The organism is Polaromonas sp., from assembly GCF_030680935.1.
In the GTDB taxonomy this organism is placed as follows: domain Bacteria; phylum Pseudomonadota; class Gammaproteobacteria; order Burkholderiales; family Burkholderiaceae_C; genus Polaromonas.
In genome coordinates this window covers 1-24183 of record NZ_JAUXUP010000044.1, presented here as the reverse complement: position 1 = coordinate 24183, position 24183 = coordinate 1, and the positions used below count along the sequence as shown (strand labels likewise).

At 61.6% G+C, this 24183-nt stretch carries 28 protein-coding genes; 6 read left to right on the top strand and 22 right to left on the bottom strand.

Annotated features, from left to right (window positions below):
* The 9 genes from Q8L50_RS11760 to Q8L50_RS11720 form a co-directional block, all read right to left on the bottom strand.
* On the bottom strand, nucleotides 1–512 hold a 512-nt coding region (locus tag Q8L50_RS11760), incomplete at its 3' end, for a GTP-binding protein (RefSeq protein ID WP_305348822.1).
* A gap of 145 nt (nucleotides 513–657) precedes the next feature.
* Nucleotides 658–2760, bottom strand: a complete 2103-nt coding sequence (fusA, locus tag Q8L50_RS11755) for an elongation factor G (protein WP_305348821.1) — start codon at nucleotides 2758–2760, stop codon at nucleotides 658–660.
* Nucleotides 2761–2977: 217 nt separating this feature from the next.
* On the bottom strand, nucleotides 2978–3451 hold the full coding sequence (gene rpsG, locus Q8L50_RS11750) for a 30S ribosomal protein S7 (protein WP_188710046.1): 474 nt from the start codon (nucleotides 3449–3451) through the stop codon (nucleotides 2978–2980).
* Nucleotides 3452–3654: 203 nt separating this feature from the next.
* Nucleotides 3655–4032 carry a 30S ribosomal protein S12 gene (rpsL, locus tag Q8L50_RS11745; protein ID WP_092130055.1) on the bottom strand — a complete coding sequence of 126 codons (378 nt, stop codon included), beginning with the start codon at nucleotides 4030–4032 and terminating at the stop codon, nucleotides 3655–3657.
* Nucleotides 4033–4236: 204 nt separating this feature from the next.
* Nucleotides 4237–5436, bottom strand: a complete 1200-nt coding sequence (locus tag Q8L50_RS11740) for a D-alanyl-D-alanine carboxypeptidase family protein (protein WP_305348820.1) — start codon at nucleotides 5434–5436, stop codon at nucleotides 4237–4239.
* A 48-nt stretch (nucleotides 5437–5484) separates the two neighbouring features.
* Nucleotides 5485–6105: an alpha/beta hydrolase gene (locus Q8L50_RS11735; protein WP_305348819.1), complete on the bottom strand. Its 621-nt coding sequence runs from the start codon at nucleotides 6103–6105 to the stop codon at nucleotides 5485–5487.
* Nucleotides 6106–6220: 115 nt separating this feature from the next.
* Nucleotides 6221–6571 carry a ferredoxin gene (locus tag Q8L50_RS11730; RefSeq protein WP_305348818.1) on the bottom strand — a complete coding sequence of 117 codons (351 nt, stop codon included), beginning with the start codon at nucleotides 6569–6571 and terminating at the stop codon, nucleotides 6221–6223.
* Nucleotides 6568–7647, bottom strand: a complete 1080-nt coding sequence (locus Q8L50_RS11725; RefSeq protein WP_305348817.1) for a VanZ family protein — start codon at nucleotides 7645–7647, stop codon at nucleotides 6568–6570. The genes Q8L50_RS11730 and Q8L50_RS11725 overlap by 4 nt, the downstream gene beginning before the upstream one ends.
* A 175-nt stretch (nucleotides 7648–7822) precedes the next feature.
* The gene (locus tag Q8L50_RS11720) at nucleotides 7823–8251 is read right to left on the bottom strand and encodes a CopD family protein (RefSeq protein WP_305348816.1); all 429 of its coding nucleotides are present in this window, start codon (nucleotides 8249–8251) and stop codon (nucleotides 7823–7825) included.
* Between the two features lie 456 nt (nucleotides 8252–8707).
* On the opposite strand from Q8L50_RS11720, the gene hemB reads away from it, so the two are divergent.
* Together hemB and Q8L50_RS11710 are read left to right on the top strand one after the other, a co-directional pair.
* The gene (gene hemB / locus Q8L50_RS11715; protein ID WP_305348815.1) at nucleotides 8708–9715 is read left to right on the top strand and encodes a porphobilinogen synthase; all 1008 of its coding nucleotides are present in this window, start codon (nucleotides 8708–8710) and stop codon (nucleotides 9713–9715) included.
* A 60-nt stretch (nucleotides 9716–9775) separates the two neighbouring features.
* A complete protein-coding gene (locus tag Q8L50_RS11710; protein ID WP_305348814.1) occupies nucleotides 9776–10930 on the top strand; it encodes a magnesium transporter CorA family protein in 1155 nt (384 codons plus the stop codon).
* A 21-nt stretch (nucleotides 10931–10951) separates the two neighbouring features.
* On the opposite strand, the gene Q8L50_RS11705 is transcribed toward Q8L50_RS11710, so the two are convergent.
* From Q8L50_RS11705 to Q8L50_RS11690, 4 genes are read right to left on the bottom strand one after another with little or no spacing between them, the layout of a single operon-like run.
* On the bottom strand, nucleotides 10952–11605 hold the full coding sequence (locus Q8L50_RS11705) for a glutathione S-transferase family protein (RefSeq protein WP_305348813.1): 654 nt from the start codon (nucleotides 11603–11605) through the stop codon (nucleotides 10952–10954).
* Nucleotides 11606–11644: 39 nt separating this feature from the next.
* The gene (locus Q8L50_RS11700) at nucleotides 11645–12574 is read right to left on the bottom strand and encodes an amidohydrolase family protein (RefSeq protein WP_305348812.1); all 930 of its coding nucleotides are present in this window, start codon (nucleotides 12572–12574) and stop codon (nucleotides 11645–11647) included.
* 2 nt (nucleotides 12575–12576) lie between these two features.
* Nucleotides 12577–13266, bottom strand: a complete 690-nt coding sequence (locus Q8L50_RS11695; RefSeq protein WP_305348811.1) for a dienelactone hydrolase family protein — start codon at nucleotides 13264–13266, stop codon at nucleotides 12577–12579.
* Between the two features lie 36 nt (nucleotides 13267–13302).
* Nucleotides 13303–13905, bottom strand: a complete 603-nt coding sequence (locus Q8L50_RS11690) for a 2-hydroxychromene-2-carboxylate isomerase (protein ID WP_305348810.1) — start codon at nucleotides 13903–13905, stop codon at nucleotides 13303–13305.
* A gap of 92 nt (nucleotides 13906–13997) precedes the next feature.
* Between Q8L50_RS11690 and Q8L50_RS11685 the strand changes: the two genes are divergently transcribed.
* Nucleotides 13998–14744, top strand: coding sequence for an SDR family oxidoreductase (locus Q8L50_RS11685; RefSeq protein WP_305348809.1), 747 nt, complete (start codon nucleotides 13998–14000; stop codon nucleotides 14742–14744).
* A complete protein-coding gene (locus Q8L50_RS11680) occupies nucleotides 14744–15382 on the top strand; it encodes a MarC family protein (protein ID WP_305348808.1) in 639 nt (212 codons plus the stop codon). Before Q8L50_RS11685 ends, Q8L50_RS11680 begins: the two co-directional genes overlap by 1 nt.
* A gap of 73 nt (nucleotides 15383–15455) precedes the next feature.
* Here the strand turns inward: Q8L50_RS11680 and Q8L50_RS11675 are convergent, their stop codons facing one another.
* From Q8L50_RS11675 to Q8L50_RS11665, 3 genes are read right to left on the bottom strand one after another with little or no spacing between them, the layout of a single operon-like run.
* Nucleotides 15456–16499 carry a DMT family transporter gene (locus tag Q8L50_RS11675; RefSeq protein ID WP_305348807.1) on the bottom strand — a complete coding sequence of 348 codons (1044 nt, stop codon included), beginning with the start codon at nucleotides 16497–16499 and terminating at the stop codon, nucleotides 15456–15458.
* A 10-nt stretch (nucleotides 16500–16509) separates the two neighbouring features.
* Complete coding sequence (locus tag Q8L50_RS11670; RefSeq protein WP_305348806.1) at nucleotides 16510–16863, bottom strand: DUF6488 family protein; 354 nt, start codon at nucleotides 16861–16863, stop codon at nucleotides 16510–16512.
* Between the two features lie 37 nt (nucleotides 16864–16900).
* Nucleotides 16901–17686, bottom strand: coding sequence for a HupE/UreJ family protein (locus Q8L50_RS11665; RefSeq protein ID WP_305348805.1), 786 nt, complete (start codon nucleotides 17684–17686; stop codon nucleotides 16901–16903).
* A 286-nt stretch (nucleotides 17687–17972) separates the two neighbouring features.
* Between Q8L50_RS11665 and Q8L50_RS11660 the strand changes: the two genes are divergently transcribed.
* A complete protein-coding gene (locus Q8L50_RS11660) occupies nucleotides 17973–18224 on the top strand; it encodes a hypothetical protein (protein ID WP_305348804.1) in 252 nt (83 codons plus the stop codon).
* A gap of 176 nt (nucleotides 18225–18400) precedes the next feature.
* On the opposite strand, the gene Q8L50_RS11655 is transcribed toward Q8L50_RS11660, so the two are convergent.
* The 6 genes from Q8L50_RS11655 to Q8L50_RS11630 form a co-directional block, all read right to left on the bottom strand.
* A complete protein-coding gene (locus Q8L50_RS11655) occupies nucleotides 18401–19090 on the bottom strand; it encodes a cyclic nucleotide-binding domain-containing protein (RefSeq protein WP_305348803.1) in 690 nt (229 codons plus the stop codon).
* Nucleotides 19069–19683, bottom strand: coding sequence for an ABC-type transport auxiliary lipoprotein family protein (locus Q8L50_RS11650; protein ID WP_370869791.1), 615 nt, complete (start codon nucleotides 19681–19683; stop codon nucleotides 19069–19071). The genes Q8L50_RS11655 and Q8L50_RS11650 overlap by 22 nt, the downstream gene beginning before the upstream one ends.
* A gap of 77 nt (nucleotides 19684–19760) precedes the next feature.
* Nucleotides 19761–20714 (bottom strand): MlaD family protein, encoded by a 954-nt coding sequence (locus tag Q8L50_RS11645; RefSeq protein WP_305348801.1) that lies wholly within the window; start codon nucleotides 20712–20714, stop codon nucleotides 19761–19763.
* Between the two features lie 41 nt (nucleotides 20715–20755).
* Complete coding sequence (locus tag Q8L50_RS11640; RefSeq protein ID WP_305348800.1) at nucleotides 20756–21544, bottom strand: ABC transporter ATP-binding protein; 789 nt, start codon at nucleotides 21542–21544, stop codon at nucleotides 20756–20758.
* A gap of 2 nt (nucleotides 21545–21546) precedes the next feature.
* Entirely contained in the window at nucleotides 21547–22704 is a 1158-nt protein-coding gene (locus Q8L50_RS11635) for an ABC transporter permease (RefSeq protein WP_305348799.1), read from the bottom strand.
* Between the two features lie 176 nt (nucleotides 22705–22880).
* A complete protein-coding gene (locus Q8L50_RS11630; RefSeq protein WP_305348798.1) occupies nucleotides 22881–23861 on the bottom strand; it encodes a LysR family transcriptional regulator in 981 nt (326 codons plus the stop codon).
* 117 nt (nucleotides 23862–23978) lie between these two features.
* On the opposite strand from Q8L50_RS11630, the gene Q8L50_RS11625 reads away from it, so the two are divergent.
* The coding region (locus Q8L50_RS11625) for an aldehyde dehydrogenase family protein (protein WP_370869790.1) at nucleotides 23979–24183 on the top strand (205 nt) is incomplete at its 3' end.

Below are 24183 nucleotides of genomic sequence, written 5' to 3'. Positions count from 1 at the left end.
ATGATGGGGGTCTTGTCGCCAGGGAAGTCGTACTTGTCGAGGAGTTCGCGAACTTCCATTTCGACCAGCTCCAACAGTTCAGCGTCGTCCACCATGTCGCACTTGTTCAGGAACACGATGATGTAAGGAACACCCACCTGGCGAGCCAGCAGGATGTGCTCACGGGTCTGAGGCATTGGGCCGTCAGCTGCGGAGCAAACCAGGATAGCGCCGTCCATCTGGGCTGCGCCGGTGATCATGTTTTTCACATAGTCGGCGTGGCCTGGGCAATCGACGTGGGCGTAGTGGCGATTCGCCGTCTCGTATTCAACGTGGGCGGTGTTGATGGTGATGCCGCGGGCTTTTTCTTCCGGAGCCGCGTCAATCTGGTCGTAGCCTTTGGCTTCGCCGCCGAATTTGGCTGCGAGCACGGTGGTGATCGCCGCCGTCAATGTGGTTTTGCCATGGTCAACGTGCCCGATGGTGCCTACGTTGACGTGCGGTTTGGTCCGCTCAAATTTGCCTTTTGCCATTTAAAACTCCAGTAAAGAACGTGCCCGTGTATGGTTTAACGTCTGCACTGTATTGCTGATTCCATCACCACGGGCAGTGAGGGGCACACAATCGCAGACAAGAAATTGGCGATGCCGGCCCTTGCGGATCCGGCATCTTTTTTACTTACTTGGCGCGTGCAGCCATGATGGCTTCGGACACATTGCGCGGAGCCTCGGAGTAATGCTTGAACTCCATGGTGTAGGTGGCACGGCCCTGCGACATCGAACGCAGTGTGGTCGAGTAACCGAACATTTCCGACAGCGGCACCTCGGCCTTGATGGCCTTGCCGCCACCAACCATGTCTTCCATGCCCTGCACCATGCCGCGGCGTGAGGACAGATCGCCCATCACGTTGCCGGCGTAGTCTTCAGGCGTTTCCACCTCGACCGCCATCATCGGCTCCAGAATCACCGGGTTGGCCTTGCGGCAGCCTTCCTTGAAACCAAAGATCGCAGCCATCTTGAAGGCCATTTCGTTCGAGTCCACATCGTGGTACGAGCCGAAATGCAGCGTCACCTTGACGTCCACCACCGGGTAACCGGCCAGCACGCCCGAGGTCACGGCCTCGTGGATGCCTTTTTCAACCGCAGGGATGTACTCGCGCGGAACCACGCCACCCTTGATGGCGTCGACAAACTCAACGCCCTTGCCCATTTCATTGGGTTCAATCTTGAGCACCACGTGGCCATACTGGCCTTTGCCGCCCGACTGACGCACAAACTTGCCTTCGGCATCTTCAATGGTCTTGCGAATGGTTTCGCGGTAAGCCACCTGCGGCTTGCCGACGTTGGCTTCAACGCCGAACTCGCGCTTCATGCGGTCCACAATGATTTCCAGATGCAGCTCGCCCATGCCGGCAATCAGGGTCTGGCCAGACTCTTCGTCGGTTTTGACGCGGAAAGACGGATCTTCCTGGGCCAGACGCTGCAAGGCGATGCCCATTTTTTCTTGGTCGACCTTGGTCTTGGGCTCCACCGCCTGGGTAATCACAGGCTCGGGGAACACCATGCGCTCGAGCATGATGATGGCGTCCGGATCGCACAGGGTTTCGCCGGTCGTCACGTCTTTCAGGCCCACACAGGCGGCAATGTCGCCGGCGCGGATTTCGCTGACTTCTTCGCGGTTGTTGGCGTGCATTTGCACGATACGGCCGATACGCTCTTTCTTGCCCTTGATCGGGTTGAAAACGCTGTCGCCTTTTTTCAGCACGCCGGAGTACACGCGCACAAACGTCAGCTGGCCCACAAACGGGTCAGTCATCAGTTTGAATGCCAGAGCAGAGAACTTCTCGCCATCGTCAGCCTTGCGGGTGACAGGCGCTTCGTCTTCGTCCATGCCCTTGACAGGTGGAATGTCGATGGGCGACGGCATGAATTCAATCACGGCGTCCAGCATGCGCTGCACACCCTTGTTCTTGAAGGCAGAGCCGCAGTACATGGGCTGGATTTCGCTGGCGATGGTACGCGTGCGGATGCCCAGCTTGATCTCGTCTTCGGTCAAGTCACCTTCTTCCAGGTACTTGTTCATGAACTCTTCCGAGGCTTCGGCCGCAGCTTCAACCATCTTCTCGCGCCATTCCTTGGCCAGCTCCAGCAGCTCGGCCGGGATTTCGCTGTAGGTGAACTTCATGCCCTGCGAAGCTTCGTCCCAGATGATGGCTTTCATCTTGATCAGGTCGACCACGCCGGTGAAGTGCTCTTCAGCACCGATAGGGATCACCATGGGCACAGGGCTGGCCTTCAGGCGCAGCTTCATCTGCTCCACGACTTTGAAGAAGTTGGCACCGGTACGGTCCATCTTGTTGACAAAGGCCAGACGCGGCACTTTGTACTTGTTGGCCTGGCGCCAGACCGTCTCGGACTGGGGCTGAACGCCGCCCACGGCGCAATAGACCATGCAGGCGCCGTCGAGCACACGCATGGAACGCTCGACTTCAATCGTGAAGTCCACGTGACCCGGGGTGTCAATGATGTTGATGCGGTGCTCAGGCAGGGACGTGTCCATGCCCTTCCAGAAGCAGGTGGTGGCGGCGGAAGTGATCGTGATGCCACGCTCCTGCTCCTGCTCCATCCAGTCCATGGTGGCCGCGCCGTCGTGCACTTCACCGATTTTGTGGTTCACGCCGGTGTAAAAGAGGATCCGCTCGGTGGTCGTGGTCTTGCCGGCGTCAATGTGCGCGGAAATGCCAATGTTGCGGTAGTTTTGAATGGGGGTAGCGCGGGACATAAATTACTTTCAGTTCGGGATTGCGAACAAAGAGAAAACGACTCGTTGAAAAACTGCCCACCCAGGCATCTCTCGTGTTTTTCTACGCGTCTGCCGTCAAGGCCTTGTGCGCCCAGCGGCAGAATTGGGGTTGAACCACCCGGAATCAAGGCGTTTGACACCTTGGGTCCGGCCGGCAACCCGTCAAATCAAGGGCAGCAAATACTGCCAGCGAAAATCAGAAACGGAAGTGGCTGAACGCCTTGTTGGCTTCGGCCATGCGGTGAACTTCGTCACGCTTTTTCATGGCGCCGCCACGGCCTTCGGTGGCTTCCATCAGCTCATTGGCCAGACGCAGGGACATGGACTTTTCGCCACGCTTTTTGGCGGCTTCTTTCAACCAGCGCATGGCCAGCGCCATGCGGCGCACCGGGCGCACTTCAACCGGCACCTGGTAGTTAGCACCGCCCACGCGGCGGGACTTCACTTCAACCATGGGCTTGATGTTGCCGATGGCCATGTGAAAAGCCTCCAGCGGATCTTTGCCCGGGTTCTTTTTCTCGATGAAGTCGAGCGCACCGTAAATGATGCGCTCTGCGACGGCCTTTTTGCCGCCTTGCATGATCACGTTCATGAACTTGGCAAGGTCAACATTGCCGTATTTCGGATCAGGAAGAATTTCACGTTTAGGGACTTCGCGACGACGTGGCATTTTTTCACCTCTTTGCTTCAGTTGGTGCTGCTTTTGGCGGCACCGCGAGGGTTATCAAAACCCTCACTTACTCGACCGGTACAAACAATTTGCACTTGGGTCACTTCGCTTGAAACACCTGCCAGGGTGATTCAAACACCTGTTTTTGAAGACGTCATGACAACATCCTCTGGCGCGGGCGATAAAACCCGAACCGGTTTGGCTTATTTGGCCTTTGGCTTCTTCGCACCGTACTTGGAGCGCGACTGCTTGCGGTCTTTCACGCCTTGCAGATCGAGCGAACCACGGACGATGTGGTAACGCACACCGGGCAAGTCCTTGACACGACCGCCGCGAACCAGCACAACGCTGTGTTCCTGCAGGTTGTGGCCTTCGCCGCCGATGTAGGAAATGATTTCAAACCCGTTGGTCAGGCGCACTTTGGCGACTTTACGCAGAGCGGAGTTTGGCTTCTTGGGCGTCGTGGTGTACACACGGGTGCACACACCGCGGCGCTGCGGAGAGTTTTCCATCGCGGGGCTCTTGGACTTGATCTTTTCGACCTCGCGCCCCTGACGGACTAGCTGATTGATGGTTGGCATGTAAAAACGTCCCTAAACGTCTGGTATCTGACTTGACTAAATACGTGAAATATTTATGCGAAAACGTGAATCTCCCCGGAAATTCCGGAAAAGCCTTCGAGTGTAGCAGTTTGGGTGCCTATTGGCAAACTTGGCCGGTACAGGGCCAGTTGCAGCCTGAACGCCCGTTGCACCGCTGCCCGCCCCGGCGGCTGCCTGGCCGGATTATTTGATCCAGAGCCGGATGGAGTCCCAGGCGCGGCCCAGAATGCCGCTTTCTTCCACCGCTTCCAGTGCCACCAGCGGGACTTCGAGCACGGCTTGTTCGCCGCCCAGGCTGACTTTGAGGGTGCCCACTTGCTGGCCTTTGACAAACGGGGCGACCAGCGGGTCCGGCCGGGCGATCTGGGTCTGGACTTTGGCGGAGCTGCCTGCGGCAATGGCCACTACGATGGCCTGCTGACGCCCCAGTTTGAGGGTTGCTGACTTGCCTTTCCAGACAGCCGGAGAGGCGACCGCCTGGCCGGCGTCGAACAACTTGACGGCCTCAAAGGCGGTATAGCCCCAGTTAAGCAGCTTTTGCGACTCATTGGCGCGGGCACTGTCGCTGGCGGCGCCCAGCACGATGGCCACCAGGCGCCGTCCGCCGGGGGCTCCAGCGACACCAAGATTGGGGAAATCGCGTTTGGCCGTGGCGATCATGCAGTAGCCGGCAGCGGCGGTGTGACCGGTTTTCAGGCCGTCCACCGTTGGGTCGCGGAACAGCAGGGTATTGCGGTTGGTGTCGTTCGCGGCCGGCGTCCCCGGGTAGCGGTACTTCTTGATGGCGGAAAAACCCATGTAATCGGGAAAATCCTGCATCAGGCGGGTCGACAGAATGCTCAGGTCACGCGCAGTGGTGGTGTGGCCCGGCTCGGTCAGCCCTTCCGGGTTTTTGTAACTGGTGTTTTTCATACCCAGCGCCTTGGCCTGCTCGTTCATGAGCTTGACAAAGTTTTCGGCGCTTCCGCCCACGCCCTCGGCCAGCGCCATGGTGGCGTCGTTGCCGGACTGGACGATCATGCCCTTGATCAGATCTTCAACCGGCACCTGCATCTTGGGGTCGATGAACATGCGCGAGCCGGGCATTTTCCACGCGCGCTCGCTGACCGGGAAGGTCTGCTTGAGGTCAATCTTTTTTGACTTGAGGGCGTCAAACACCAGGTACTCGGTCATCAGCTTTGTCAGCGACGCCGGCTCCACCGGGGAGTCAATGTCCTTGGCCGCCAGAATCTGGTTGGCGGTCACGTCGAGCAGCAGATAAGAGCGGGCAGCCACTTCGGGTGGCTGCGGTGCCTGGGCTTGCGCGGCAGGGGAAACGGCAAGGCAGGAAGCGATGGCGAACGAAGTGGCCAGGCCACGAAAGGCAGTGAGAAAACGGTGCATGGAGCAATAAAACCTGGAAAAAACCTGGGAATGAAGATGGCGGGCCTGTCAGCGCAGGTGGCGGGCCACCAGACTTTTCAGCAGCGGCAATTGTCCATGAAAGAAATGCCCGCCCCCGGGCACAACCGTAACAGGCAGTAGCTGCGGACGCGCCCAATCCAGCACCGCCTGCAGCGGCACCGTGTCGTCCAGCTCGCCATGCACCACCAGCGTCTGCTCGTGCGCCGCTTCGGCAATCGGCGCCACCGCAAAGCGGCTGGCGGCGGTGCCCACCAGCACCAGTTTGGCCACCGGACGCTTGGCCAGCAGACGGGCGAACACGTGCGAAGTCACAAAGGCGCCAAAAGAAAATCCGGCCAGCGCCAGCTCGCCGGTTGGCGCTGCATGCTGCACCACAGCCAGCATGTCTTCCACCTCGCCACGGCCTTCGTCATACACACCTTCACTGGCGCCTACGCCGCGAAAATTGAAACGCACGGCCGTCCAGCCAGCCTGGGTGAAGGCGCGCGCCATCGTTTGCACCACCTTGTTGTCCAGCGTGCCGCCAAACAGCGGGTGCGGGTGCGCAATGACCGCCACGCCGCGCGAAGTGCCAGTCGGCGCATCCAGCGCCACTTCCAGCGCACCGACAGGCCCGGCAATGCTGATTTTTTGGGTATGGACGTTCATTAAAGTGTGAAAGAATTTTAATTTGCTATAAAAACAGGAGCTGCTTACGCCCGCCACATAAGGGCCAAAGTCGCAAATCATGCATGGGGCGCAGGCAGGGAGTGCCTGAAGAGGTTCAGCGGCCCAGTTGCGGCGGTGTAAGCAGGCGCTCTACCACCTGACCATTTTTCAAGTGCGACTCGACAATCTCGTCAATGTCGTGCGCATCCACATAGGTGTACCAGACGGCCTCGGGGTACACCACCGCCACCGGACCGGCAGTACAGCGGTCCAGGCAACCGGCTTTGTTGACCCGCACCTTGCCGGGCCCGGCCAGACCGGCTGCCTTGACCTGGGCTTTGCAGCGGTCAAAGCCGTCCTGCGCCTTGTGCCTGGAACAGCTGTCTTCGCCGCCGTCGCGGTGATTCAGGCAAAAGAAGATGTGTCGCTCGTAATACGAATGGGCTGGCGCGGTGGGGGAAGTCATGCGCCGATTTTACTTTCGGCAGCTTCTGCGGCTTTGCGGCTGGACAAACGCACCAGCACATACATCAGCGCGGCATACGGCCAGAGCCAGCCCAGCCACTGCGCCAGACCGTTGAAGCGCACAAAACGCCCCTGTTCCCAGGTTTGCAGGGTCTCGGCAAAGTAGGGGCTGGCCGGCGCCTGGTTGAGCAGCGATAAGTGAATGCTCAGCCCCAGCAGCAGCAGCGCCGCACAGGCCCTGCGCGGCACCGGAAGCAGCATCAGGGCCAACACGCCGCCCATGACCAGACCCACCTGCACCGGCAGGTCCAGCCAGGCCCAGGCATGTTCGGGCCCATAACTGAGGGCAGCCGACAGGGCGGTCAGTGCGATGCCTGCCGCCAGCACGGCGACCAGCAGGACAACGCGCTGCGCAAGCGTGCGAATCACGCAGTAGCCCAGCAGACAGGGGATCAACGCGCCCAGCGCCACACAGATCACCTCGACACCCGGCACCAGCGGCTGCAGCTCAATGTCGCGCACCGGCAGCCACTCCAGAAAAGGCGTGTCGGCCAGCGCATCGGCCAGTGACAACTCCAGCCGCTCTATCACCTGCCCCAGGCCGAGCGGCACCGAAGCCGGAAACAGCAGCGCCACCGGCCACAAGGCCAGCAACACCAGCCCGCCCCGGGCATCACGCACAAACCAGCGCTGGCGCACGCGGCTCCAGCGGTCCAGCGCGCCGGCTTTCTCCAGAAGCCAGGCGCTGCAGGCACCCAGCCATGCGCCCAGCGCGTTCAGCACCAGATCGACATTCGAGGGCACGCGCGACGGCAGGTAACTTTGCAGAGTCTCCATCACCAGCGATAGCAGCGCTGCAATGAGCAGCGCCACACTGACCGCCCAGCGCGTGCGGCCGCTGCGCAGTGCCGCCAGGGCCAGCAAAAAACCAAGCGGCGCGTAACCGGCCAGGTTCACAGCCACGTCAAAACCGGTCCAGTAACGCGGCAGCGGTGCCGTCAGAAAGGTCAGCGGCGAGATGCCCTGGTTGCGCCAGTGGGCAAAGGGGTAGAGGCTGGCATAAACAATCAGGCACATGGTGGCCAGGGCCAGAGGGAGTGAAGCTGTTGGTTCACCCCTATCGTCCGCACTCCGCTTCGCTTCGTGTCGTTCCTTTTCCCCTTCCAGGGGACGACGCATCGCGCCCGGCAAAGCCGGTTCGCTCGCGTCTGCTGGTGAAGGCGGGGATGGCACGCTGGGGGCCTCGTGATGCCTAGAACGGCTTGACAACCACCAGCACAACGGCAGCCAGCAGCAGCAGTACCGGCACTTCGTTGAACCAGCGAAACCACTTGTGGCTGCGGGTGTTGCGCCTGGCGACGAATTTTTTCAGAAGAAGCCAGCAGGCGTGGTGATAACCCAGTGCCAGGGCCACCACCAGCAGCTTGGCGTGCATCCAGCCATTGCCCGGTCCGCGTCCAATGCCGTAGCCTAGCCACAGCCACAGTCCAAAACCCAGTGCGGGCACGGCCAGCAGTGTTGTGAAACGCAGCAGTTTGCGCGCCATCAGGATCAGCCGCTCATGCTCGGCCAGACTTTCGGGCGGCACCATGGCAAGGTTCACAAAAATACGCGGCAGGTAAAACAGGCCCGCAAACCAGCTGGCAACAAAAACAATGTGAAGTGATTTGACCCAGAGCATCCGCGTAGTTTAGTGCGCGCTATAACGTGGCTCGCGGCGTTTCCAGAAATTCGCTTGTCGGGATGAAGTGCAAGGCGCGCGGCGCACAGCAACCGGAATGTACTTGGGTACATGAGGATTGCGAGCACCGCGCAACGCCGCAATTCGCCCGAAAAGCGGATTTATGGAAATGCCGCACAAAAAAATGCCCGGATGACGCAAGGTCAGCCGGGCCTGGAAGCCTTTTCTGCTGTGACACTTCAAGGCACCCGCTCAGGGAGGAAAAGCGGGATGCTGCCACCAAAAGGTAACAACACACATTAATTCTAACCACGGCCAGCTGCCAGAACAAGCGCCGTTTGGCGGATGACACCAAGGGTTTGCCAGAGGCAGGCCAGCCCCGCGCCTGCCGATGCTGTCGGGCGGCAGCGGCAAATTGTTTCGTCACCGCCTGCAAAGCTTTGGCACAATTTGCCAATGACCGCATTTGCCCCCTTTCCGCTTGGCCGGCCCCGCCGCCTGCGCCGCGACAGCTTCACGCGCAACCTGGTGCGCGAAAACGCGCTCAGCGCCCATGACCTGATCTATCCGGTGTTTGTCACCGAAGGCCAGAACCGCCGTGAGGCCGTGGCCTCCATGCCCGGTGTCGAACGCCTGAGCCTGGACCTGCTGCTGCGGGTGGCCGAAGAATGTGTGCAACTCGGTATTCCGGTGATGGCGCTGTTCCCGGTGATCGATGCGTCGCTAAAAACTTACGACGGCAAGGAGGCGCTGAATCCCGACGGGCTGGTGCCACGTGTGGTGCGTGAGCTGAAAAAGCGCTTCCCCGAACTCGGTGTGATGACCGACGTGGCGCTGGACCCCTTCACCAGCCACGGCCAGGACGGTCTGCCGGACAAGGAAACCGGCTACATCCTGAACGACGAAACCATTGAGCTGCTGGTGGGTCAGGCACTGGTGCAGGCCGAAGCCGGTGTCGACATCGTCGCGCCCAGCGACATGATGGACGGGCGCATTGGCGCGATACGCCAGGCGCTGGAATCGCGCAAGCTGATCCACACCCGCATCATGGCCTACAGCGCCAAATACGCGAGCGCCTTTTACGGCCCCTTCCGCGATGCGGTGGGATCAAGCGGCAACCTGGGCAAGGCCGACAAAAAGGTCTACCAGATGGACCCGGGCAACAGCGACGAAGCATTGCGCGAAGTCGCAATGGACATCGCCGAAGGCGCCGACATGGTGATGGTCAAACCCGGCATGCCCTACCTGGACGTGGTGCGCCGCGTGAAGGACGAGTTCGGCGTGCCGACCTTTGCTTACCAGGTCAGCGGCGAATACGCGATGCTGAAAGCTGCGGCGCAGAACGGCTGGCTGGACCACGACGCGGTGATGATGGAAAGCCTGCTGGCTTTCAAGCGCGCCGGGGCCGACGGCGTGCTGACCTACTTTGCCATTGCAGCAGCCCGATTGCTACAAAAAGCATAGCTGTCTGCGCATGACTGCCAAGGGCTACAGGCCAATTTAGCTTCAAACCGGACAGACGCTGTGCAAATTGTTGAATTCACCGCCGACAGCCTGCGTTTCTCGGACGCACTGCCTGCGCAGTCGCCGACCGATGGTTTTGTCTGGCTATTTTTTGACCGCGACGAGTTTGAAACCCATTTGCCGCTTTTGCAGCAAGCCGCGCAACAAATCGGCGGCTCTGCCCTGCTCGATCTGCACTGCCAGGACCTGGGCAACGCCGTCCACCCGTCCCACTACGACTTCACCTCCATCTACGACCTGATCGTTTTCCGGCGGCTGGCAACCCAGGTTGAGACACGCGCCGAGGCCGAGCACGATGCAGCCATCGAGGCCTACCACGGCCAGGGCGGCCAGCCGCGCATCAAAGCGCGCGGTGGCTTGCCTGCCTTCAACCGCATCAGTTCGCGCGCCGTCGGGTTTGTGGTGTTCGACCGGCTGCTGATCAGTGTGCACCCGCGCGGCTGCTACACCGCCAAAAGTTTCATCGAGCGCTCGCTGACAGACGCCAAGCTCAGCGTCGATGCCGCCTCGGCGCGCAGCCGCATTCCTGCGAGCCCGGCCGACCTGGTGCTGCGCATGGTCAACACCATGGTGGACAGCTACCTCGATGTCCGCAAGGAGCTCACCACCCAGCTGGAGCACTGGCAGGCCGAGCTGCTCAAACCCAACTCGCGTTTCATCAACTGGGGCTCGCTGATGGGCGCACGCAGCCAGCTGCATGTGCTGGAAGACCTGTGCGACGAACAACACGACGCGATGCAGGAATGGCTGGACTCGCTGCGCGAGCAACCGATGTCGTCGTTTGCCGCCGATGCGCAGCTGGCGCAGACGCGCCGCGACCAGATGGTGGCCAGAGCGCGCGACGTGATTGAACACATCCAGCGCGTGGTGCACCACGCTCGCCGGCTGGAGCAGTCGGCCGAGACCGTGGTGCAGATCCACTTCAGCGCGCAAAGCAACCGCACCAACAGCATCATGCGCACATTGACCGCATTGACTGCCATTTTTCTGCCGCTGAACCTGATCACCGGATTTTTCGGCATGAACTTCGAGTTTCTGCCCCTGATCCACACCCGCAACGGCTTCTGGTGGATCTTTGGCTTCATGATTGTGCTGGTCGCAGGCGTGGGCACCGTGTTCTGGCGCAAGCAGTATCTGGCCAGGACGGCGCGTTAAGGCGGCGCCGCGAGCGGCGCTTCAGACAAACGGTGGCGCCAGTCCTTCGGCAGCCAACACCCGCTGCACCGCAGGCCTTGCCAGCATGCGTTGCAGATACGGCCCCAGCTGCGGCCGCGTGCGCGCGGCGGGGGAGCTGAAGTTGCGCGTCCAGCGACACAGGGTGAGCACATACGGGTCAAGCAGGCTGTAGGCTTGGCCACCAAACCAGGGGCCGTCGTGGCGTGCCAGTTCGGCATCGAGCTGGTCCAGCATGCCGCCAATTTTTGTCTCGGCCTGCGTCTTGACTTCGGCAGCGCCTGCTGTATTGCCCGGCAAGGCGAAGCGCTCAGGATAGAAATAAATGATCAGCGTGGCTTGCAGCGTGTTGGTCAGCCACATCAGCCATTTGTAGAGGTGCGCGCGTTCTTCCGTGCCCAGAGCCGGGGCCAGCGCTGCTTCGGGATGCGTGTCGCACAGGTGCAGGCAGATCGCAGCAGTTTCATACAGCGTCAACTCGGCGTCGATCAGTACCGGAATCAAACCGTTGGGATTTAGTTTCAGGTAGTCCGGCGTCTTGTGGGCGTTTTGCATGCGGTCCACCAGCACGCGCTGGTAAGGCACACCGATTTCTTCAAGGACGATGTGCGGCACCATGGAAGCGGTGCTGGGGTAGTAGTGAAGATCAATGGTCACAGGCAACTTTTCACGAAATATCAGCAGCGCAACGCGACACTACTTCACTCCAAACAAACCGGCCCCGTTGTCCCAGCCGATTTTTCGCGCCACATCGGGCGGCAGATCGCCGAGCCACACGCGGTAGCCCTTCATGAGTTCGTCGTAATACTGCCAGCGCTGGTTGACCCAGGTGTCCGAGCCAATCATGAACCGATCGGGGTACTTGAGCAGCAGCGCGCGCCAGTCAGCGCAAAGCTTGCCACCGTCGCAAGTCAGGCCGGGCCGGTAAGACAACTCGCCCATCAGCGTCGGGTAACGGGCAAACAGTGCGTCCACGCGCGAAGCGGGCGCGCCGCCTATGCCGGTGTGCGCCCAGATCAGCCGCACTTTGGGCGCATGCGCCATCAGCAGGTCGATCGCCACATCGTCCACATGCGACAGCACCGCCAGCTTGTTTTTCTCGGCAAACTGCATGAGCTTTTTGGCCACCGGCCCATTGGCGTTGGCGCTGTCGTACAAATGAAATTCGCCGATGCCTTTGTAGGGCCCGGCCTGGGCACCTGTCACGCCACGCGCAAACTCGGCCTGCACCATCTCGTAAATGGTCTCGTCGCGAAACCAGCTGTCGTAGTCGGCGCGGTTGCGGTACAGCCGGATGAAAGGCACGACCGTGACGCCGGCCGCACGGGTCTGCGGCGACGCTGCCAGGGCCTGGCTGCCATCGTTGGGCCGGCTGTTGGCAATGATGGCGCGGACGCCGTTGCGCTGCATGCGGGCCAGCACATCACTCAGCGGGTGCGGGCCGGTGTTGGCGGCCTGCGGCGGGCCAAACGCTTCTTCGTTGTAGTGCAGGTGCGCGTCGAACAGCGGGCCGCTGTAGTCAGCCGCCTGCGCAGACGCGGAAAATGCTACTAAAACAATAGCTGCTTGCGCATACCGCGCAAGGGCCAGAGGCCGAAATGACCACAAACGCTGAGGGCGTGCCATGTTCAACCGAGGTATTTGGCAAAAAACTCCAGCGTGCGCTGCTTCGCCAGCGTGGCCGCAGCTTCGTTGTACGAGCCACGCTGGTCACAGTTGAAGCCGTGATTGGCTTCATAGACATGGACCTCAAGGCCGGGCTGGGCCTTCTTGAAGGCCTCGACCGTGTCCATCGGAATCCAGTGGTCCTGGTTGCCGAAGTGCACCATCACCGGGCAGGCGGGCTGGCGGGCGGGCTCGTCACCCACCGTCATGCCACCACCGTAATAGGGCGCAGCGGCCGACAGACCGGACAAGGAGCAGGCCGCACGCCAGGTCAGCAGCCCGCCCCAGCAATACCCCACGACGCCCACCTTGCCGCCTGTCGTCTGCGCTGCGTGGTTGATGGCGGCCTGGAGGTCATGCAATACACCGGGCGCGGGCAAGGCCTCCACGGCGGTTTTCAGCGCAAAGCCGGCGTTCATGTCGGCCTCCGTGTAGCCCAGGTCCACGCCGGGCTGCACACGGTGAAAGGTGGCCGGTGCCACGGCAAGGTAGCCCGCTGCCGCGTAACCGTCTGCCACTGAGCGGATGTGCGAATTGACGCCAAAAATTTCCTGCAGCACCACCACGGCGGCTTTTGGCTTGCCCGACGGTTCAGCCACGTAAGCCGGAAAGACAAAACCGTCGGCTGCCTTGAGGTCGATGAATTTACCCATGTCAAAAATCTCCTTGGTTCAGGTTAACGATTCCGTTTATTTGGAGAGTTTTTTCTCAAGCAGGTCGAGCCGGTCCTGGCCCCAGAAAATCTCCCCGTCAATCACATAACTGGGGGCGCCAAACACGCCCGCATCGATGGCTTTCTGGGTGTGGGCTTCGTACAGTTGCTGCACATCGGGGCTGCTGGCCCGCGCAGCCAGTGCGCCATCCAGCGCGCATTCTTTCAGAATCTCTGCCAGCACCTGCTCATCGGCGATGTTGCGCTCTTGCGCCCAGACGGCCTGAAACACCGCGCCGGCCAGTTTCAGGGCCGCGTCACTGCCCAGCTGCTGGCTGGTTGCCGTGATCAGGCGTGCGGCCGGATCGCCCCCCACCGGGAAAAACTTCGGCTGCCGGTTCAAAGGCATCTTCAGGTGCTCGCTGAAGCGCTGCAGCTCCACCAGCCGGTAGGCCTGGCGTTGCGGCGCGCGCTGGCCCAAGGGCAGGCCGCCGGAGATCGGGAAGATTTTGCCGAAGTCCACCGGCAGAACCCGCACCGTCGCCCCCGCAGCGTGCGCTATCTGGACAAAACGCTGGTGGCCCAGGTAGGTCCACGGGCTTTGCGGGGTGAAGTAATAGTCGATGGTGGTGGTGCTCAAAGGTGTCTCCGTTCCGGCGCGCGGCCGATTGATGTAGATTCAGGTCACCCCGGGTTGTAACCGGGATTGCCACTTTTTGCTGGAGGCTGGTTTTGTCCCAAGTCATTTTGATCACCGGCGCATCGCGCGGCATAGGCGCCGCAACCGCTCTGCTGGCCGCACGCGCCGGTTACGCCGTGGCCGTCAACTACAGCGCCAATTCGCTGGCTGCTGATGAGGTGGTGCGGCAGATTCGGGAGAAAGGCGGTACTGCCATCACGGTGCAAGCCGATGTCGCCGAGGAAAGCCAGGTGCTGGCGATGTTTGAAAAAGTCGATGCCAAACTGGGCCGCCTGACCGCGCTGGTGAACAACGCCGGGGTGGTGGACCAGACCGCACGGGTGGACGGCATGAGTGTGGCGCGCCTCAAGCGCATGTTTGACATCAACGTGATTGGCACCATGGTTTGCGCACGCGAAGCCATCAAACGCATGAGCACACGGTACGGCGGCGCAGGCGGCGCAATCGTCAATGTCTCCAGCGTGGCCGCGCGGCTGGGCGCGCCGGGCCAGTATGTCGATTACGCGGCGTCCAAGGGCGCAGTTGATATCTTCACCCTGGGCCTGGCCAAGGAAGTGGCGGCCGAAGGCATACGCGTCAATGCGGTACGTCCCGGCATCATAGACACCGACATCCACGCCTCTGGCGGCCTGCCTGAGCGCGCGCGCCAGATCGCACCGCAGCTACCGATGTTACGCGCCGGCACCGCCGATGAAGTCGCGCACAGCATCATCTGGCTGTTGGGCAGCGAGTCGAGTTACACCACCGGCGCTTTGCTGGATATTGGCGGAGGCAGGTGATGGACTTCAAACCGCTGGTGGCGCTGCTGGCCATCGTCAACCCACTGGCCATCGTGCCGTTTTTCATTCACTACACACAGGGCTTCTCAAGCGCGCAACGCAGGCGCACCATACTCACCGCCTCGTTCAGCGCGTTTGTGGTGATCGCCACCAGCGCGCTGCTGGGGCTGCAGATTCTGGACTTTTTCAGCATCTCGCTGGCGAGTTTCCAGGTGGGCGGCGGCATGCTGCTGCTCATCAGTTCCATGAACATGCTCAATGCCCAGCCCGCCGAAGCCAAGGCGCAGACCAATGAGTTCGAGGACGGGGCAGAAAAAGCCGCCATGGGCGCCAGCATTGCAGTGGTGCCTTTGACAATTCCCCTGTTGACCGGGCCCGCCACCATGTCCACTGTGGTGATCTACGCAGAGAAGGCGCAGAATTTTCTTCAGCTCAGCATGCTGGTCGGCTACGGCGTGGTGATTGGCCTGGCCACGGCTGTCTGCTTTGCGCTGGCCGACCCGATTGCCCGCGTGCTCGGCAAAACCGGCATCAATGTGATGACCCGGCTGATGGGCCTGATCCTGGCCGCGCTGGCCATCGAAGTCATGGCCGGCGGACTCCACAAGCTGTTTCCGGTTCTGGGCCGAAGTTTGTAAGCAAATTGGCCGCCGGCCCTTGTCGAACAAGCGCAAGCAGCTACATTTTTAATAGCAAATATCAACGATGATCTCACCCGTGCCGATGCAGGTGATGCGCATCCGGCACATGCGGGTGCGCGTGGGCTTGCGCTTCGTGGTGATGCGGGTGGCTGTGTGACCCTTCGGGCGGGGGGCTGTGCGTGTGGTTGTGGTGGCCGTCGGCGTGGTTGTGCGCATGTTCGTGGTCCAGCGCCGCGTGTTCGTGCCTATGGCCGTGTGACTCCATCAGGTGCAGCAACACGCCGCCCAGCATGAGCAGGCCACCAGCGCCTACCCAGGCGCTGACCGAGCGGTCGCCCATGGCCAGTGCCAGCACAGCACCAATAAACGGTGCAAAAGCGAAGACCGAGCCGGTGCGTGCGGCGCCAAAGGCGCGTTGCGCCAGCAGGTAAAAGCGCAGGCTCAGACCGTAGCCAGTGGCGCCCACGGCCAGCAAGCCGGCTATAGCGCCCCAGCGCGGCGTGGGCTCTGAAAAAACCACCGCCAGCAGTGCAGTGACCGCTGCGCCCAGCGCCGCCTTGAGCATCACCACCTGCCCGGGATCACGCTCGGCCAGCGCGCGCGACAGGGTGTTGTCTATGCCCCAGGCGGCTGTGGCCACCAGCACGGCCAGCATGCCCGCCAGCTGGGGGCCGCCAAGCCGGCCCTGGCCCAGAATCAGCACCACACCGCCTGCCAGCAGCAGCGCCATGGCGGCCCAGACCCGGGCGTCCATGGTTTCGCGGTACAGCCGCCAGGCGAGCACGGCGGTGAACAGGGCCTCCAGCGTGAGCATCAGCGAAGCACTGGCGCCGCTGGTGCGCTGCAGACCCCAGGCCAGCGCGACCGGGCCAATCACTGCGCCAAACGCCACCACCGCCAACAGGCGCGGCAGATCGCTGCGGCGCAGCCCGGCCTCGCGCGCGGCGCCGCGCCTGAACAGGGCACCCGCCACCGCAGCGCCGGCATACAGCAGGGCCGCCGTGCTCAGCGCGCCCATACCCGCGCCAAAGTACTGAACCAGCGGCGTGCTGACGCCAAACAGCGTGGCTGCCAGCAAAGCCAGCAAGCCACCGCGCAGGGCGGGTGTGTTCATGACAACACTTTCATTGACCGGTGAAGTTTGCGGCTATGAAGTTACCCGGCACGGTAAAGAACAGATACAGCGTTTCCTTGCCTTTGTCTTTCGCGGCGGGGTTTGCAAAGGTCACTTTCCACTCTTTGCCTTTCTTGCCATCGACCTGCTCTACCTTGTCCTGTTTGACACTTTTCCAGGAGGCGTCAATTTTTCCACTGCTTGCCAGCGCGTCTTTTCGCTGCACCGCGCAGGCGAGCACGGTGGCCTCCACCGCGGGTTTGTTGCCGTGGAAGTGGCAACTGCCGCCCGCTGACGCGAACGCTGGTGAAGAAGCAACAGCAAATGCGGCTGCGCAGGCGAGTGTAGTGATGATGTGTTTCATGAAAATCTCCGGGTAATGAATAAAAAAGGGGTGAAAGTCAAAGTTTGTCCCGGCTGGGGTCGGCTGCCTTGTCGACATCCATGTCCTCATGCGCGTGTTTGTGTTCCTGGCGGGGAAAACCAAAACCATCGGGGTCCGCGCTGTGCTGATAACCATGCAGTTGCATCAGCAGCAGCAGGGCACCGGCCCAGACCAGCGCCAGATTGGCAGCGTAGCTGAAGCGTTTGAACGACGCCCGCCTGCGCCAGATCGCCAGCAATCCGACCATCACGACAAGCGCCAGAATCTGGCCAATTTCAACACCAAGGTTGAAGCTCAAAATGCGCCCCAGAATAGCCAGATTGTCATCGCCCAGAGGCAACTGCTGCAAGCGGGTGGACAGTCCGAAGCCATGCAGAAGGCCAAACCCGAAGACGGCAGCCAGCAGGTTGGGTGACTTCATGTCGAAGTACTTCTGGAAGCCGCCGTTGTTGTCGAAGCCTTTGTAGATCACGCTGATGGCAATGGCAGCGTCCACCAGATAAAAATTCCAGGTGATCTGCAAATAGGTCGCAAGAATCAGCGTGATGCAGTGGCCCAGCGTGAACACGGTCACGAACTTGGCGATGTCCTTGAACCCGGTGAGGAAGAAAACCACACCGAACAGGAACAGCAAGTGGTCATAACCGGTAATCATGTGGGTGGCTCCCAGCATGACGTACATGAGGTAACCGCCGTCCAGCATGCGTTGCTGGTCAGCTTCAGAAATACCGTGGGCCAGCGCCAGCAGCGGTGCAGCCAGAGCCAGCCCGGCCGCAAGGCCTCTCAACAAACGTTTATGCATAAAAAGAGCTTTCAATCAAACAGGTCGCGGGGTGCGTCGAGTGGCGTAACACCACTCAGAAGGAATCAACGATGGAGACAAGTCGCCGCAGCCAGCGGTCTCATCGCACCGGGGTTCAGGCAAATATCTGTGCCGCATCGCGGTTGCCGTCGCGCTCGTTGCGATAACCCGGCTCGCCGCCAAGCTTTACATCGAGGTGGTGACGAGGCAGTAACGGGCGCCGGCGCAGACAGGATCAGGCTGCTGTTTGGGGTGGCCTCAGGGGGCCTTGAAGGTCAGGTGCAATGTGAGCAAAGCCGGTCAGGGCGACGGGCGCCGATGGTTGCAGCACCAACAAGTCGCGCCAGCCCGCGGTCACCGGTCCGGCGGCGTTGGTCATGCTTTCTGCGTGCATGTGCTGCACGTTTCCAGCAACTTCATCCGCGTGTTGGCTACCGTCTTCGTGGTGGTGGTGATCTGCCTCCTGCCAATGCTGCAAGGCATGGCGGGACGCTTCAGCACTCTCCAGAGCCGCAGCAAAACCGGCGAGCGCCAGTGACTGCCAGCAGACAGACAGCAAAAGCAGGAGCCAGAGCGCTTTGCGGAACATGGACAAATTCTACAGTGGCGCGCCTGGCAGTCCAGCCACCCATTGTTACCTGACCCAGTTTGCATCGCTACCCACGCCCTAATTGAATCGGCCCGGAATCGTTACTTGTCATGCATCAATTGCTATTATTTTTGTAGCATTTTGACCAGGCGGTTGCTGGTGTTGCGCAGCCGCTGCGCCAGCAACTGGGTGATTTTGACGACCAGCTTGGCGCCCACGCCGGGGTGCTGGCGTATCAGCTGCCCGATGGCGGCGCGGCTCAACACAGCAGCCTCTACCGCGTCGATGGCGGTGCAGGTGGCGTAGCGCAAGTCGCGGTCAAACATGGACATCTCGCCGAGTGCCGCGCCTTCGGTGACCACACCCAGGCGCGACACATTGTCTGGTGCGGCGGGATCGTTTTCGTCGGGTGATGTGGACTTGGTGACGTCGACGGTGCCACTGAGCAGCAGCAGCATCCAGTCGCCCTGGTCACCCTCGCTGATCAACACCTGGCCGGGCTGGGCGCGTATCAGCAGCATGGCCTCGCCCAGGGTGTCGAGCTCCTGCGGTGTGAAGTCTTCGAGCAAGGCCGAATGCGTCAGCAACGTGGGGCCGCGCCCGGACATCTTCTGGCAGTTGCCGAGCAGCTCCAGCCCGGCTTGCCCAAGTTTGTCTTCCAGGGAGAGGGCCCCCGGCCCCGGTGGGTTCCGTTCGTCCTGAGCGGGTCGACGGATGCCCTCCAAGGGGGCTGTGCTTGCCCGGGGCGGCCCTTCGCTGCGCACGTCGCGCGCTGCGCCGGTTGCATCGGGATTCAGGGGGCCTGTTGCAGCCATGTCGAGATCTCCTCAATCGCGGCATCTGTCGCTGCGGTCAGCGCACGCACGCCGCCGGGCGCGTCAGCACTGGTGGCGGGGCGTTGCACCGTGAAGTTGCGCTGGGCCAGTAATTTCTCGCCGGTGGGGGTGGTTTCTACAAGCGTAGCGCGCAGCCGCACCAGGCCGACGCTGCTGGTCGGCGTATCAAAGAGGTGGCTGAACTCCTCCAGCTCCAGCTGCAGCACCCGGGGCAACACACCCTGGTTGGCGCCACGGTTCAAAGCCGGGCCTTCGCCGGCGTTGAGCACCGCGCGATTCCGGCTGAGTGTTTCGCGCAGGCGCTGCCGCACCAGTTGGGCCGGTGGCATGCTCCAGCGCGCCTTCGAATAGGGCCGCAGATTCTGCGCATCGGCATAAGCCAGGCGGTAGAGCACGGCCTGGTTGTCCAGCACGCCACCGGGGGTTGAAATGTCGGCCAGCGCCAGCGGCGGCAAGGGGGCCTGCCGCGTTGTCGGCTGCGCACTGAGCGGGCCGGGGCCAAAGTCGTACAGCGCGGCGCGGGTCGGTTTGTCGGGCAAGGCCGAGCAGGCGCCAAGCAGCAGTGCGGCCAAAAATATCAAGCCAAATCGGCCTCTAGCCCTTACCTGAAAAGCGTAATTAGCTACTTTATTGATAGCAGGTAGTTGGATCATGGTTTTCCTCCGGGAGCGGTGAAGCCAGGCTCGCCCGGCCCGGGTGTGGGCGGGCCGTTGCCAAAAATCAGCGATTGCGGGTTGTCGTCCACCGCGTTCACAGTGCGCCTGAGCTGGCGCATGGCGCGGGCGGTTTCTTCGGCCACTTCACCCAGGCGCGGGAGGGTGGCGGCGCTGAAGGTCTCCACTGTGGCCGCCAGTGCGGCGCCGCCTTCGGCCACCTTGTCGATGGGCCCGCCCTTGGCGTTCAGACGCTCAGAAGTGGCGGTGACGCTGGTGGCGGTTTTGGAGACATCGTCCGCCGCGGTTTTCAGCGACTTCATGGTGGCGCTGGCGTCCTGGCTGAGTTTGGGCAGCGACGCCACCACCGGGTCCAGCTTGAGTGCCAGCTTGTTGAAGCTGTCGGCAGCCGCGCCTATCTGCGTCACCGTGCCCATCAGAGCCTGCTGGTTCTCGGGGCCCAGCAGCTTGTTCAGTTTGGTGCTGGCCTGCTCCACCTGGTCCATGATCACTTCGCTCTTGTCGATCAGCTTGTCCAGCCAGCCGGGCTTGAGCGGAATTCGCGGCGGGTCGTCGTCATTGGGCACCAGCAGCACCGTCAAGGGGCCGTCGTCTTCAAGCTGGATAAACCCCAGCCCGGTCACGCCCTGCGAGCTGATGGTGGCAAAAGTTGATTGCGTCAGCGGCGTGCCGACGTCGACAGAGATACGGATCAGCACATTGCCCTTGGTCTTGTGGTCAAAACCGATGAACTCGACCTTTCCGACCGGCACACCGCGAAACCGCACCTGCGCCTGCGGCTGCAGGCCGGAGATGGTCTCGCGCGTGGACAGCTCGTACAGGTTGCGCTCGCCACTGTCGCGCGTCAGCCAGACAGCCAGCACTGCAAGAAGGGCGGAGACCACCAGCACAAAAGCGCCGGCGGCCAGGGCATGGGCTTTGTTTTCCATTTTGAAAACCTCTCTCTTGTCTTAATAGCTGCAGCGATGCATCAAACTGTAAAAGGGTATTCGCGCAGCAGCTCCATGGCGCGCTGCCCGCGCTCACCCAGGAAGAAGGTGCGGATAAAAGGATGCTGAAAAACAACCACGTCTTTGGGCGGTCCGCTGACGATGACCTTCTGGTCTGCCAGCACGGCGATGCGGGTGCTGAGTTCAAACAGGGTGTCCAGATCGTGGGTGACCATCACCACCGTGAGTTCCATATCGCGGTGCAGCGAGCGCAGCAGCGCGCAAAAACTGTCCGAGCTTTCAGGATCCAGCCCAGCAGTGGGCTCGTCCAGCAGCAGCAGCGGCGGGTCCATGATGAGTGCACGCGCCAGCGACACCCGTTTGACCATGCCGCCCGACAGGTCGGCCGGCATCTTGTCGGCCTGATCGGGCGACAGGCCGACCATCTGCAGCTTGACCATGGCCGCTTCATGAATCAGTGCGCTGGGCAGGGTCTTGAGCTCGCGCAGGGGAAATGCAATGTTCTCCAGCACGGTGAAGGCGGAAAACAGCGCGCCCTGCTGAAACAGCATGCCGACACGCAGGGCCGCGCCGCGTTTGCCAAGTTCTGCGGCGGGTTTGTCCAGCACGGTGATCTCGCCTTTTGTGGGCTGTTCCAGCCCCAGCATCTGCCGCAGCAACACGGTTTTTCCGGTGCCAGAGCCACCGACCAGCGACAGAAATTCACCACGCGCAATCGTCAGGTCCAGGTCCTTGTGGATCACCGACTCTTTGTCGCCGTTGTGGAAAACGGTCCACAGCTTGCGGATGTCAACGATATTGCTGTTCATGATCAGGTTCCGATGCTTTTGAACAGCACTGCAAACAGCGCATCGACCAGAATCACCACCGTGATGGAGGTCACGACCGAAGCCGTCGTGCCCTGCCCCAGGCTTTCGGTGTTGGGTTTGACGCGCAGGCCGAAGTGGCAGCCTATGAGCGCAATCAGCACCCCAAACACCACCGACTTGGCGGTGGCCAGCGTCAGATTGGCGGTGTCGACCGCCGCGGGCAAGGCGTTGATAAAAAATGATGGCGTGATGCCCATGGCCAGATCGGCGGCCAGCATGCCCCCCAGCAGGGCCGCGAGTGTGGTCCAGACACTGATCAGCGGCATCACGATGGCCAGCGCCATGGCGCGCGGCATCACCAGCCTGTAGCTGTGCGCAATACCCATCACACGCATGGCGTCCAGCTCTTCGGTCACGCGCATGACGCCGATCTGGGCGGTGATGGCCGAGCCGGATCGCCCGGCAATCAAAATCGCGGCCAGCACCGGGCCGAGCTCACGGATCAAGGAAATGCCGAGGATGTTGACGATGAAGGCATCGGCACCAAACTGCTTGAGCTGCTGCGAAATCAGGTAGGCCAGCACCACACCAATCAGAAAGCCGACCAGCGCGGTGATTGGCAAGGCCGTGGCACCAATGTGGTACAGGTGGCCCGACAGGTCACGCCAGGGGCCTTCTCTCGGGTTTCTGGCAAGCTTGACCAAGTTCAGAAACAGGCGCCCGACCAGTACCACCAGGCCGGTGAAGTGATCCGCAATTTCCAGCAGGCCTTCGCCAAGTTTCAAGAACGACTGCCTGAACCCGGGCGCCACTGGCACCGGTCGGTCCACGCTGAATTCGGCCACACGCTCCAGCAGCGCGCGCTGCGCCGGTTGAAGTTCAATTTTTTCGGGCCACTGGCGGCCCCAGTGATCCCACAACACCTGGGCACCCAGATGGTCGAGTTGCGCAATTTCACGCAAATCCCAAACCCCGGCCACCCCGGACGTGGAGGCGCTCAGCGCCTTCAATTGAGTCGCTAGCGCGTCCCACACCGGTTGCAGCGTCAGCTCGGCGGCCGTCCACGGACCCAGCACGCGACAACACCCGCCATCGGGCGTGTCTTGCTGGTCAATGTGCGGAGCGGACTCGCTCGCGGCGGGTTCGTCCGAAGAGGGCATTTTTTCGATAGGGCAAACCGCCAGTGATTGATACACGAAACAGGGCGCCGCGCAGGCAAAACCGCCCTGCACCATACCGCCACTTCAGCACATGTTAAGCCAGCGCAGGGTGGGCGCAGGAAGGCAATTGCCACCAACCGCTTGCCCACTGTGTCCTACACCGCGGCCTGCGCGTGTCAGGCCCAGACCGCGTCAAGCGCCTGCCAGGCGCTGGCCACCACCGGCGCTTCAAGCTGGGAGCCCAGGCTGACAAAACCCAGCACGCTTTGCAGGCTGACCTGGTCAGCGATCACCAGACCGTTGGCATGGGACTCGCGCATGGCAATCGAGTCGCGCACCAGGCTCAGCCCAACGCCGGACTTGACCAAGTCGAGCATGGAGGCCTCCTGGTCTACCAGTGCAACGCGGTGCGGCTCAACGCCCAGCGGGCCAAAGACGCCTGCCAGCAGGCGGTGGTGGGCGGAGGCCGGCGGCGTGGCAATCCAGGGCAGTGCAGCCAATGCTTTCCAGTCTTTGCCCTGCACCTGCGGGCCCCAGCCGGCAGGCGCCAGCACGCGGTAGCTGAAGTGCATCAAGGCCCGCATGGCAAACGGCGCCAAGCGCTCCGGCGCGGCAATTGCTATGGTATTGATAGCTGTTTGCGCAGATGCAGCAAGGGCTGACAGTTGATTTAACTCAACATTTGCGGGCACAAGCGCAAACTGGGCCGGCGTGCCAAGGTAAAACCCGACGTCCAGCTCACCGCGTTCAATCTGCGCCAGCACGTCGCCGCTCATGGCCTGGCGCAGCTCGGTCTCGACCTGCGGCGCGGTCTCGACCAGCACTTTCAAAAATGCACCGAGCCGGGTGAACTCGGGGTCCAGGATGGTGCCTATGCGCAACCTGCCCCGCACCTGGGTATGCAACCGGGCTGCGGCGTTTTTGAAATCCCCCTGTGCGGCCAGCACTTTTTCGGCCAGCGGCAGCAGGGCAGCGCCATCGCGCGTCAGGTTCATGCCTTGTGCGCCCCGCGTGAAGAGTGTCAGCCCCGTGGCAGCTTGCAGGCCTTTAATCTGCAGGCTGACAGCAGGCTGGGTCAGGGCCAGTTTGTCGGCCGCGCGCGACAAATTGCCCTCACGCGCGACGGCCACAAAAATACGAAGTGTCTGGATGTCCATTATTAGAATTATTTATAACACTTTTGAGAAATTCAAACTGGTGCCGAGAAGCAGAGTCCGCTAATCTCAAGGCTCACCCAAGGAGACAAACCCATGAATGATATGAGCCGTCCAAATATGAGCACTGCTACGCCCGACATTGGCCACGTGATCAACGGACAGGTTGTTGCCGGCCTGTCCGGCCGCAGCCAGCCCGTCTTCAACCCTGCCAGCGGAGCAGTGACAGGCCGCGTGGCCCTGGCCAACGCCGCTGAAGTCGATGCTGCAGTTGCCGCAGGGGTTGCCGCCTTCCCCGCCTGGGCCGACACCCCACCGATTCGCC

Excerpts from the sequence above, each read along its gene's own strand:
- Q8L50_RS11675 (WP_305348807.1), bottom strand. The coding sequence starts at position 16,499 with ATGAACACACCCGCCCTGCGCGGTGGCTTGCTGGCTTTGCTGGCAGCC.
- Q8L50_RS11640 (WP_305348800.1), bottom strand. The coding sequence starts at position 21,544 with ATGAACAGCAATATCGTTGACATCCGCAAGCTGTGGACCGTTTTCCAC.
- Q8L50_RS11645 (WP_305348801.1), bottom strand. The coding sequence starts at position 20,714 with ATGGAAAACAAAGCCCATGCCCTGGCCGCCGGCGCTTTTGTGCTGGTG.
- Q8L50_RS11680 (WP_305348808.1), top strand. The coding sequence starts at position 14,744 with ATGGACTTCAAACCGCTGGTGGCGCTGCTGGCCATCGTCAACCCACTG.
- Q8L50_RS11635 (WP_305348799.1), bottom strand. The coding sequence starts at position 22,704 with ATGCCCTCTTCGGACGAACCCGCCGCGAGCGAGTCCGCTCCGCACATT.
- Q8L50_RS11730 (WP_305348818.1), bottom strand. The coding sequence starts at position 6,571 with ATGACTTCCCCCACCGCGCCAGCCCATTCGTATTACGAGCGACACATC.
- Q8L50_RS11740 (WP_305348820.1), bottom strand. The coding sequence starts at position 5,436 with ATGCACCGTTTTCTCACTGCCTTTCGTGGCCTGGCCACTTCGTTCGCC.
- hemB (WP_305348815.1), top strand. The coding sequence starts at position 8,708 with ATGACCGCATTTGCCCCCTTTCCGCTTGGCCGGCCCCGCCGCCTGCGC.
- fusA (WP_305348821.1), bottom strand. The coding sequence starts at position 2,760 with ATGTCCCGCGCTACCCCCATTCAAAACTACCGCAACATTGGCATTTCC.
- Q8L50_RS11665 (WP_305348805.1), bottom strand. The coding sequence starts at position 17,686 with ATGCATAAACGTTTGTTGAGAGGCCTTGCGGCCGGGCTGGCTCTGGCT.
- Q8L50_RS11655 (WP_305348803.1), bottom strand. The coding sequence starts at position 19,090 with ATGGCTGCAACAGGCCCCCTGAATCCCGATGCAACCGGCGCAGCGCGC.
- Q8L50_RS11720 (WP_305348816.1), bottom strand. The coding sequence starts at position 8,251 with ATGCTCTGGGTCAAATCACTTCACATTGTTTTTGTTGCCAGCTGGTTT.
- rpsG (WP_188710046.1), bottom strand. The coding sequence starts at position 3,451 with ATGCCACGTCGTCGCGAAGTCCCTAAACGTGAAATTCTTCCTGATCCG.
- Q8L50_RS11700 (WP_305348812.1), bottom strand. The coding sequence starts at position 12,574 with ATGGCACGCCCTCAGCGTTTGTGGTCATTTCGGCCTCTGGCCCTTGCG.
- Q8L50_RS11695 (WP_305348811.1), bottom strand. The coding sequence starts at position 13,266 with ATGGGTAAATTCATCGACCTCAAGGCAGCCGACGGTTTTGTCTTTCCG.
- Q8L50_RS11735 (WP_305348819.1), bottom strand. The coding sequence starts at position 6,105 with ATGAACGTCCATACCCAAAAAATCAGCATTGCCGGGCCTGTCGGTGCG.
- Q8L50_RS11630 (WP_305348798.1), bottom strand. The coding sequence starts at position 23,861 with ATGGACATCCAGACACTTCGTATTTTTGTGGCCGTCGCGCGTGAGGGC.
- rpsL (WP_092130055.1), bottom strand. The coding sequence starts at position 4,032 with ATGCCAACCATCAATCAGCTAGTCCGTCAGGGGCGCGAGGTCGAAAAG.
- Q8L50_RS11725 (WP_305348817.1), bottom strand. The coding sequence starts at position 7,647 with ATGTGCCTGATTGTTTATGCCAGCCTCTACCCCTTTGCCCACTGGCGC.
- Q8L50_RS11670 (WP_305348806.1), bottom strand. The coding sequence starts at position 16,863 with ATGAAACACATCATCACTACACTCGCCTGCGCAGCCGCATTTGCTGTT.